General features: G+C 40.9%; 8 protein-coding genes. All 8 read right to left on the bottom strand.

Annotated elements, in window-relative coordinates; genetic code table 11:
* Nucleotides 1-412: 412 nt before the first annotated feature.
* The 8 genes from leuS to AC4HAL_RS10610 all read right to left on the bottom strand — a co-directional run bounded on the left by leuS (nucleotide 413) and on the right by AC4HAL_RS10610 (nucleotide 10,026).
* Nucleotides 413-2,914 (bottom strand): leucine--tRNA ligase, encoded by a 2,502-nt coding sequence (leuS, locus tag AC4HAL_RS10645; protein WP_491094140.1) that lies wholly within the window; start codon nucleotides 2,912-2,914, stop codon nucleotides 413-415.
* A gap of 145 nt (nucleotides 2,915-3,059) precedes the next feature.
* A complete protein-coding gene (gene ilvC, locus AC4HAL_RS10640; RefSeq protein WP_491094139.1) occupies nucleotides 3,060-4,082 on the bottom strand; it encodes a ketol-acid reductoisomerase in 1,023 nt (340 codons plus the stop codon).
* 73 nt (nucleotides 4,083-4,155) lie between these two features.
* Entirely contained in the window at nucleotides 4,156-4,638 is a 483-nt protein-coding gene (gene ilvN / locus AC4HAL_RS10635; RefSeq protein ID WP_447452870.1) for an acetolactate synthase small subunit, read from the bottom strand.
* On the bottom strand, nucleotides 4,631-6,334 hold the full coding sequence (locus AC4HAL_RS10630; RefSeq protein WP_491094138.1) for an acetolactate synthase large subunit: 1,704 nt from the start codon (nucleotides 6,332-6,334) through the stop codon (nucleotides 4,631-4,633). The genes ilvN and AC4HAL_RS10630 overlap by 8 nt, the downstream gene beginning before the upstream one ends.
* 218 nt (nucleotides 6,335-6,552) lie before the next feature.
* Nucleotides 6,553-8,223 (bottom strand): DAK2 domain-containing protein, encoded by a 1,671-nt coding sequence (locus AC4HAL_RS10625; protein ID WP_491094137.1) that lies wholly within the window; start codon nucleotides 8,221-8,223, stop codon nucleotides 6,553-6,555.
* Nucleotides 8,223-8,588 (bottom strand): Asp23/Gls24 family envelope stress response protein, encoded by a 366-nt coding sequence (locus AC4HAL_RS10620; protein ID WP_002960106.1) that lies wholly within the window; start codon nucleotides 8,586-8,588, stop codon nucleotides 8,223-8,225. The genes AC4HAL_RS10625 and AC4HAL_RS10620 overlap by 1 nt, the downstream gene beginning before the upstream one ends.
* A gap of 162 nt (nucleotides 8,589-8,750) precedes the next feature.
* Nucleotides 8,751-8,939: a 50S ribosomal protein L28 gene (gene rpmB, locus AC4HAL_RS10615; RefSeq protein WP_165212339.1), complete on the bottom strand. Its 189-nt coding sequence runs from the start codon at nucleotides 8,937-8,939 to the stop codon at nucleotides 8,751-8,753.
* Between the two features lie 205 nt (nucleotides 8,940-9,144).
* Nucleotides 9,145-10,026, bottom strand: coding sequence for a class II fructose-bisphosphate aldolase (locus AC4HAL_RS10610; RefSeq protein WP_447452867.1), 882 nt, complete (start codon nucleotides 10,024-10,026; stop codon nucleotides 9,145-9,147).
* Nucleotides 10,027-10,294 lie beyond the last annotated feature (268 nt).

Below are 10,294 nucleotides of genomic sequence, written 5' to 3'. Positions count from 1 at the left end.
CCAGGATCAAACTCTCATTAAAGTTAATCTAACTCAGTCATTTCTGACTTATTTTCGTATTTTTGACAGGTTAATTCCTTAACCCGCACGCTTGGTTTCTTGTCTATTCAGTTCTCAAAGGTCTTGAACTGCCAATAAAAGCAACTCTTATAGTCTACTACCTTTTTAATCACTTGTCAACACTTTTGTCATCTTTTTGTGATGTTTCTTGCATTGCTTTCATCAGCTTTATTAGTGTATCAAAGCAAAGATGCCTTGTCAATAGATTAAAATTATTTTCTGTATTTTTATTCATGAACCGTACTACAAAAATAGCTTACTCATTATCACTAGATTACTCACATAAATTTTCTATATATAACAAAGCAGCAGTCAATAAAAAAGCAGGCTTAAGACCTACTTTCAACAAGAACTATTTAATGACAATATTGACCAGCTTGTTTGGGACAGCTATGATTTTGATTACTTCTTTCCCTTCAATTTCTTGTTTAATTTTATCATTAGCTAGAGCAAGAGCCTCCAGTTCTTTATTAGAAAGATCTTTAGCTACCATAGCCCTAGCTCGAACTTTACCCTTGACTTGTAAAACAATCTCAACTTCATCCTCAATAAGTTTACTATTATCCCACCTTGGCCATGCAGTGTATGCAATAGTCTCGCCTGAAGACGTTAAAACTTGCCAGAGTTCTTCGGACAGGTGCGGAGCAAATGGTGCTAGTAATTGGATGAACCCTTTAGCATAATCAGCAAACAGCTGTTTTTCCTTATTAGCTGCATTTGTAAACACCATGAGCTGCGCGATAGCTGTATTAAACTTCATGGCTTCAATTTGCTCTGTTACTACCTTAACAGTTTCATGATATACCCTATCTAGAGATCCATTATTGTCAGTTATAATTTCTTTTGTAGTAAATAATCGGTAGACACGATCGAGAAACTTGCGACTACCTTCAAGTCCTTCTTCTGACCAGGCAATCGAAGCATCCAATGGTCCCATAAACATTTCATAAACACGAAGAGTATCGGCTCCATACTGCTCGACTACATCATCAGGATTTACTACATTTTTGAGTGATTTAGACATTTTAGCCGGAGCTTGTTCCAATTCCTCACCAGTCTCAATGCTAAAGAATGAGCCATCACGTTTTTCAACTCTATCAGTAGCTACCAGAGCACCTCGACTGTCACGATAACTGGTTCCCAAAATCATTCCTTGATTAAAAAGTTTTTGGAAAGGTTCGTTTGTTGGAACGACACCAATATCATAAAGAAATTTATGCCAGAAACGAGCGTATAACAAGTGAAGAACTGCATGCTCAGCACCACCAATATAAATATCAACCGGTAGCCATGCTTTAAGTAAATCTTCGTCAGCTAATTTTTTATTGTTATGGGGATCAATGTAGCGTAAATAATACCAGCTAGACCCTGCCCATTGGGGCATAGTGTTCGTTTCACGACGCCCTTTTACACCATCTTCCCGCCTCACTTCCAACCAGTCTGTTAGGTTGGCCAGTGGCGATTCCCCTGTTCCCGACGGCTTAATATCACTCGTTTTAGGAAGGACAAGGGGTAATTCATTTTCAGGAACAGCTGTTGATGTTCCGTCTTCCCAATGAATGATTGGAATAGGCTCACCCCAATATCTTTGACGGCTGAAAAGCCAGTCACGAAGACGATAATTAATTTGCTTCTGACCAAGGTCATTTTCTTCTAGGAAGTCAATGATTCGATCAATAGCATCCTCTTTATTCAACCCGTTAAGAAACTCAGAATTAATATGGAGTCCATCTTCAGTCCAAGCCTCTTTATCCACATCACCGCCCTCTAGGACCGGGATAATATCTAATCCAAATTCTTTGGCAAACTCCCAGTCTCGGGTATCATGGGCTGGCACCGCCATAATAGCACCAGTACCATAACTTGCCAAAACATAGTCAGAAATCCAAATAGGAATTTCTCGACCATTAACAGGATTAATGGCGTAAGCGCCAGTCCAGACACCAGTTTTTTCCTTGTTGAGGTCAGTTCGAGCCAAATCAGATTTTAAACTAGCTTGATGCTTATAATCTATGACTGCCTGCGCTTGCTCTGCGCTCGTAATCACGTCAACTAAATCATGTTCTGGTGCCATCACAGCATATGTAGCACCAAAAAGCGTATCAGGACGAGTGGTAAAAACTGTAAATTGTTTGTCTGTCCCAGCCACCTTGAAATCCACATGGGCTCCGATAGATTTACCAATCCAGTTGCGCTGCATATCCTTGATTGATTCAGGCCAATCAAGATCATCCAAATCATTTAACAATCGCTCAGCATAGGCTGTAATTTTTAGCATCCACTGACGCATTGGTTTACGAACAACGGGATAGCCACCTCGTTCAGAAGTCCCATCAGGCAGCACCTCTTCATTAGCAATTGCCGTTCCTAATTCCTCGACCCAGTTTACAGGAACCTCTGCCTCATAGGCCAGCCCTTTTTCAAAAAGCTTTGTAAAAATCCATTGAGTCCACTTATAGTAATCAGGATCAGTCGTATTAATTTCGCGATCCCAATCGTAAGAAAAACCTAAACTATTAATCTGACGTTTAAAATTAGCAATATTCTGAGCCGTAAAATCAGCCGGATCATTTCCCGTATCCATAGCGTATTGCTCAGCAGGTAAACCAAAGGCATCCCAACCCATTGGATGCAGAACATTGTAACCTTGAGCGCGCTTGTAACGGCTGAGAATATCTGTTGCTGTATATCCTTCAGGATGTCCCACATGCAGACCAGCTCCTGATGGGTAAGGGAACATATCTAAAGCATAAAAATTAGGCTTTGACGCATCAGTTCCTGTCCTAAAAGTATGATGGTCAGCCCAATATTTCTGCCACTTTGCTTCAATTTCTTTGTGATTATAGAAAGTCATAAAATGTTTCTCCGTATTATATAGTCCCATTTATTATAACATTTTCAGCATATTTTTAAAGCAGACATCTTCCAAGCATTTATTATAAGGCATAAAGAACTAAAAAAGAGGGCAGTGCCCCCCTTTTAATATGACTGTGCATAAATTAGTTATAAATCTTAAAGGCATCGTCATCATTCTGACCAACAAATGGCATTGCTTTACGAAGCTCTGCACCAACCTTTTCAATTTCAAGGTTAGCCGCTTCTTCGCGGAATGCTTTCAAGCGTGGGAAACCAGCATCGTGATCTTCAACAAATTCACGCGCAAATTTACCCGATTGGATGTCTGCAAGAGCTGCTCTCATATTCTCTTTGACTTCTGGACCAATGACACGAGGACCTGTTACGAAGTCACCGAACTCAGCAGTATTTGAGCATGATTGGCGCATTTTCTTAAATCCGCCTTCATAAATAAGGTCAACGATCAACTTCATTTCGTGAAGAACTTCAAAGTAAGCCAATTCTGGTGCATAGCCTGCTTCCGTCAATACTTCAAAACCTGCTTCGATAAGGTGAGTCAAGCCCCCCATAAGAACTGCTTGTTCTCCAAAGAGGTCTTCTTCAGTTTCCTCCTTAAATGTAGTCGTCAAAAGACCAACGCGGGCTGAACCAATCCCTTTAGCCCAAGACATTGCAATATCTTTCGCATTCCCTGTTGGATTTTGGTATACAGCATAGAGAGCTGGAACACCAAATCCTTCTGTATAAGTACGACGTACTAGGTGACCAGGACCCTTAGGTGCAACCATGAAGACATCAACATCTTCTGGAGCTTTAATGTACTCAAAATGAATATTAAAACCATGTGCAAACCCGAGAGCCTTACCTGCAGTTAAATTGGGGGCAATCTCATTTTTATAGATATCTTTTTGGATTTCGTCCGGCGCCAACACCATGATAACATTCGCCAGTTTAGTAGCCTCCGCTACTTCATAGGCATCAAAGCCGTCCTCTTTAGCTTTATCAAAAGATTTCCCTGCGCGAACACCGATAATGACATCGTAACCAGAATCACGAAGGTTTTGAGCATGAGCATGACCCTGTGAACCATAGCCAACGACTGCAATCTTTTTACCTTTAAGTGCATCAACTTTTACATCGTTTTCATATTCCATTGTAACTGCCATAATAAAATCTCTCTTTTCTAAAATTATTTTTCCGCCTTTAACAGGCATAGACAAACATTAACAAACGACATTTTTAGGACAAATCTCGTGAAAAACCTGTTGCTCCCGTGCGAGCAATTTTTTGAATACCGTAAGGTTGAACTACTCGTAAGAGGGCATCAACCTTATTAGCATCTCCCGTCATCTGGATTGTGATAGATTTCAATCCGACATCGATGACGCCAGCTCGAAAAGGTTGGATAACCGCTAGGATCTCTGCTCTTTTATGTGCCGGAGCAGACACTTTAACCAAAATGACCTCGCGTTCTAGGTGAGGGATATCCGTAATATCTCGAACCCGGACAACATCAATCAATCGATTGAGTTGCTTAATAATCTGCTCAGCCTCTTCCAAACTGTCTACTTCGATAATGATAGTAATACGAGAAATCCCTTCTTCCTCTGTATGACCAACCGATATCGATTCGATGTTAACCTGTCGACGCAAAAGGACTCCAGTAAAACGGTTGAGGACTCCCGTTGAGTTGTAGAGTTTAGCTGCTAACATTCTACGCATTAAAAGTCACCCCCAACATTTCAGCATTCGATTTTCCAGATGGAACCATTGGATAAACGTGCTCACGATTAGAAATATCAACCTCAATCAACATAGGTTTATTTTCGGTAATAACCTGCAGTTCCTCCTCCAAAGTGTTCGGGTTAGAAAAATGGTAATGCGCAATACCATAAGACTCAGCCAAAAGTTGAAAATTAGGCTCATCATCAAAGGTAGACTGACTCCGTCGCTCCTCATAGAAGGATTCCTGCCACTGGCGAACCATTCCAAGAGAATGGTTGTTAATCAAAACTACCTTAATCGGCAGGCCATATCCATTCAAAATAGCCAACTCTTGATTTGTCATTTGGAAGCCGCCATCGCCGACAAAGAGAACAACCTCCTTATCAGGATTAGCTAACTTTGCGCCCACTGCAGCTGGTATACCGAATCCCATCGTTCCCAAGCCACCCGATGTGATAAGCTGACGCTCATTCTTGTAAGGGTAAAACTGAGCAGCCCACATTTGATGCTGCCCAACATCTGTCACTACGATAGCTTCTCCTTGTGTTAATTTACCGATAGTTTCAATAGCATGCTGGGGCTTAATAATATCACTATCAAACTTGTAACTAAATGGAGCCTTAGCTTTATTAGCCAATACTTCCTCAGTCCAACTGTCATGATGCGTCCGAACCGTCTCTTCATCCAAAAGAAGTTTCAAAGCTTCTTTAGCGTCACCAACAATAGGAATATCAGTCTGGACAACCTTGCCGATCTCAGCCGGATCAATATCTACATGGGCTACAACTGCATCTTTAGCAAAGGTCTTGGGATTACCTGTTAGACGATCCGCAAAGCGCGATCCAAAGTTGATCATAAAATCACAATGCGTCATCGCCATATTCGAAGCATAGGAGCCGTGCATCCCTCCCATCCCCAATGCTAGACGATGGCCAATCGGAATCGTTCCCAAACTCAGAAGCGTGGAAACAACTGGGATATTATAACGTTCTGCAAAAACTACTAATTCTTTAGAAGCGCCAGCATAATTAACGCCACCGCCAGCAATGATTAAAGGTTTTTTAGCTTTTTTCAGCTGGGCCAATAGTTTTCTAACTTGAAGAGCATTTGGCAAAATCGTCGGTTGATAGCTAGGTAAGTTCACTTCAGAATCATTGTAGCTAGTCACCTTGGTCTCAGAGACATTTTTAGGAAGATCAATCAATACTGGACCAGGTCGTCCTGTTGTTGCAATATGAACGGCTTCTTTTACAATACGCGGTATCTCTGCTACATCTCGAATTTGATAATTATATTTTGTAATTGGCATTGTAATACCAACGATATCTGCTTCCTGAAAAGCATCTTTACCAATACCAGCCATGGCTACCTGCCCAGTAAAAACCAGCATAGGTACACTATCGCTCATACCATCAGCGATACCAGTGATAGCATTAGTAGCACCAGGTCCACTAGTTACTACAGCCACACCAACTTTCCCAGTTGACTTAGCAAATCCTTCTGCCTCGTGAAGGGCGCCTTGCTCATGGCGAGCAAGGATATGATTAATATCATCGTGCTGATAAATTGCATCATATAAAGGAAGAACCGCTCCTCCAGGATAACCGAAAATAGTATCAATTCCCAGCTCCACTAGAGTATCTAACAGTAAATCAGACCCTGTCTTAGCCTGTTCTAACGAAACTTGATTCATACTACCTCCTTTTTCAGAGTTTTATAGAAAATTCTAACAATTCAAAATTCTTGATTTCTATGATAACATTTTCTAAGAATATTGCAAGTCCAATACACTAAGAAAATCGTTTTCTTTTATAAATAAAAATCCCCCACTTCTTTCTAATAAAAGCGGGAGGGGATTTATTTTAGCAAGAATTAAAAGGATATTAATCAAAGAGAAAACTCTTAGAAACACTATTCAACACTCATAATATAAGGATAAACAGGCTGATTTCCTTCATGGAGCTCCACTTCAATATCCTCGTTCTGAGCTTCTAAAATCTCAGCCAGTTTTTCAGCTAATTCTTGATTGCCATCTTCACCGATGTAAATCGTCACAATTTCACTATCCTCGTTAATCATTTTGTCCACAGTAGCAAGCAAGGCTGCTTCCATATCTGGATTAGATACAAGGATTTTACCGTCAACCATGCCAAGTATATCGTCTTTATGAATCTCTAGACCGTCAATGGTCGTATCTCTAACCGCCAAGGTTACACTACCGCTAACGACCTCTGACAAGCTGGCTGACATGGCTGCTACATTATCCTCTAAATTATTTTCAGGATTGAAAGCCAGTAGACTAGTTAAACCTTGAGGCACCGTTCGACTTTCAACAACAGCAGCCGGAACATCCACAACCTCTGCAGCAGATTGAGCAGCCATAAAGATATTCTTATTGTTAGGAAGAATAAGAATGTTTTCAGCATTAACAGATTCAATCGCCTTAACGATATCCTCCGTCGACGGATTCATCGTTTGACCGCCTGAAATAACATAATCCACACCTTGAGATTTAAAAATTTCAGCCAAACCATCACCAGCCGCAACCGCGATCAAGCCATACCCTTTCTTTTCAGTCTGTACAGGGGCTTCAAGTGCTTCTTCCTTTTTCAGCTGCGCTTCATGCTGTCCGCGCATATTATCTACTTTTACCTTGACAAGTGCTCCGTATTTTAAACCCTCCTGCATAACAAGGCCAGGATCCTCTGTATGGACATGAACCTTAACAATTTCATCATCATTAACAACTAAGAGGGAGTCCCCAAGCTCGTTTAGATAATTACGGAAGCTCTCATAATCAAAATCTTTAACGTAAGTTGGCCCCTGACGCAGCGCCACCATAATCTCCGTACAATAACCGTACTGAATATCCTCCGTAGCCACATGTCCAGCTACAGATTTATGATGTTCAGCATTAATCATTTCAGTCATATTAGCAGGAGTTGCTTGAAACTCTTCAGAAGCCATGTATTCCCCAGTCAAGGCTGACAAGAAACCTTCATAGATAAAAACCAGCCCTTGCCCCCCTGAATCCACTACTCCCACTTCTTTAAGGACTGGTAGCATCTCAGGTGTTTTAGCTAAAGCCGCCTTAGCACCATCAAGGGCAGCCCGCATGACCTCAGTAGCATCATTAGTGGTCTCAGACTTCCTCATAGCAGAGATGGCAGCCCCTCTTGATACCGTCAGGATAGTTCCTTCTACAGGCTTCATAACAGCTTTATAAGCGACCTCTACACCTGCCTGAAGAGCGTTAGCCAAGGCTTTACCATCTAACTCTTCTAAATCTTTAATGGCTTGGCCAAATCCACGGAACAATTGTGATGTGATAACGCCAGAGTTCCCACGCGCTCCCATTAAAAGCCCCTTGGATAAAATCTGCCCTACTCCACCGACTGTAGAAGCCGGTTGATCAGCAACGGCTTTAGCACCATTTTCGATAGTCATCCCCATATTGGTACCAGTATCTCCATCAGGGACAGGAAAGACATTCAATGAATTTACATACTCTGCTTGATTTCCAAGACGAGTAGCCGCAGCCTGCACCATTTCTTGAAATAAGCTTGTCGTAATATTTGACACTAATCTTCTCCTACAACTTTAATATTTTGAATATAAACATTAACTACATTAGCATGAATACCCAATTGATTCTCAAGATTAAACTTCACACGTTCCTGAATATTTTTTGAGACCTCGCTAATCTTGACACCGTAGCTCATGACAGTATAAACATCAACCGTAATACCATCCTCCAACGATTTAACAACAACACCCTTTGAATAATTCTCCTTGCGCAAAAGAGCTTGGAAATTATCCTTGATGGCACTTTTACTTGCCATACCAACAACACCAAAAATTTCTGTTGCTGAACCACCGACAACGGTTGCAATGACGTCATCAGATAACTCAATTTGACCATCTTTTGTATTGATCTTTACAGTCATACTGCTACCTCTCAAGTTTTTATCACTTTATTCTATCATAATCTAAGACTAAAGTACAAAGAATACAGTCTTATCCCTCGATAGCGACACTTACAAACTAATACTCTCCCACCTAGTTACACCATGTTCGGAAATAAAAAAAGAGCCTCTAGGCTCGATTTATTAAACGCGTTCTACTTTCCCTGATTTAAGGGCGCGGGCTGAAGCCCAAACTTTTTTAGGCTTACCATCAACCAAAATGGTTACTTTTTGTAAATTTGGTTTCACAACACGTTTAGTTTTATTCATTGCGTGTGAACGGTTGTTTGCAGATTTTGTCTTACGTCCTGTAAAATAACATACTTTTGCCATCTTACTCTTTCCTCCCACATTATTTTTACGGATGTGCTAGCACCACATACCATACTAGTCTACCAGAATTAGCCTGACTTGACAAGCTATTTCATACATATTTTGAATTTCAAGAAAGACTAGCCTCCAACAACAGTAAGAAGCGATCTCAAAAAAACAACCCCGCACTTTCGTGCAGGGGCATATTATCACTAAATTTTATAGCTTAAGCTTTGTTTTCGGAACCGAAAACATCAATACGTTCTTCAACTGCGGCTGTAATAGCTTCAAAGCCAGGTTTCAAGAACTTACGTGGGTCGAAGAGTTTCTTCTTATCATATTCAGCTTCGTTAGCATCGTACTCACGTACAAATTGACGAGTTGCATTTGCAAATGCAATTTGACACTCAGTATTAACGTTAACTTTAGCAACACCAAGTTTGATAGCTGCTTGAATTTGATCATCAGGGATGCCTGATCCACCGTGCAATACGATTGGGAAATTAGGCACAGCTGCAGTCAATTTTTCAAGGTGATCAAGATGGAGGCCCTTCCAATTTTCTGGATATGGTCCGTGAATGTTACCAATACCAGCTGCCAAGAAGTCTACACCAGTGGCAACCATTGCCTTAGCATCATCGATTGGCGCTAACTCACCATCACCAACGATACCATCTTCTTCACCACCGATGGTTCCAACTTCTGCTTCTACTGATACACCCTTAGCATGCGCTTTTTCAACAACAATTTTAGCTTTTTCAAGATTTTCTTCGATTGGAAGATGTGAACCATCGAACATAACAGAAGTGTAGCCAACTTCAATACACTCCAAAGCATCATCGAAATGACCATGGTCAAGATGGATAGCAACTGGTACAGTAATACCCATTGACTCTACAAGATTTTCAATGAGAGTCTTGCAAAGTTTATAACCACCCATGTACTTAGCAGCACCCATAGAAGTTTGGATCAATACTGGCGCTTGCTTAGCTTCTGCAGCTCGCAAGATTGCTTGTGTCCATTCAAGGTTGTTTGTGTTAAATCCACCAACTGCATAACCATTGTCACGAGCTGCTTGGACAAATTTTTCTGCTGAAACGATTGCCATTATAAAGGCCTCCTATTTATTTTTCGGGCTGAACCCGTTTACATGTTCATTCTAGCACAAATCACATTAAAAAACTAGTCTCAACAAAAGATTAAAGCGTTTTCCAAGGCAAAGATACCGATGCCGCTCATCACTTTTTAAATCCCAATTTGTAAAATTAAGCTAGACAGAAAAAAGCCATTTATGATAGGCTCAGATAAACACCACATTTGTCTGAGAGGAACTACCATAAATGACCTACACCCATCTTACCACAAACGAACTTGTA

The organism is Streptococcus sp. ELY_125 (assembly GCF_058314535.1).
This window is presented reverse-complemented; position numbering and strand designations above follow the sequence as displayed.

What these genes read in the sequence shown, in the direction of transcription:
- rpmB (WP_165212339.1), bottom strand. Translation starts at nt 8,939, where the DNA reads ATGGCAAAAGTATGTTATTTTACAGGACGTAAGACAAAATCTGCAAAC.
- ilvN (WP_447452870.1), bottom strand. Translation starts at nt 4,638, where the DNA reads ATGCGTAGAATGTTAGCAGCTAAACTCTACAACTCAACGGGAGTCCTC.
- ilvC (WP_491094139.1), bottom strand. Translation starts at nt 4,082, where the DNA reads ATGGCAGTTACAATGGAATATGAAAACGATGTAAAAGTTGATGCACTT.
- AC4HAL_RS10630 (WP_491094138.1), bottom strand. Translation starts at nt 6,334, where the DNA reads ATGAATCAAGTTTCGTTAGAACAGGCTAAGACAGGGTCTGATTTACTG.
- AC4HAL_RS10610 (WP_447452867.1), bottom strand. Translation starts at nt 10,026, where the DNA reads ATGGCAATCGTTTCAGCAGAAAAATTTGTCCAAGCAGCTCGTGACAAT.
- leuS (WP_491094140.1), bottom strand. Translation starts at nt 2,914, where the DNA reads ATGACTTTCTATAATCACAAAGAAATTGAAGCAAAGTGGCAGAAATAT.
- AC4HAL_RS10620 (WP_002960106.1), bottom strand. Translation starts at nt 8,588, where the DNA reads ATGACTGTAAAGATCAATACAAAAGATGGTCAAATTGAGTTATCTGAT.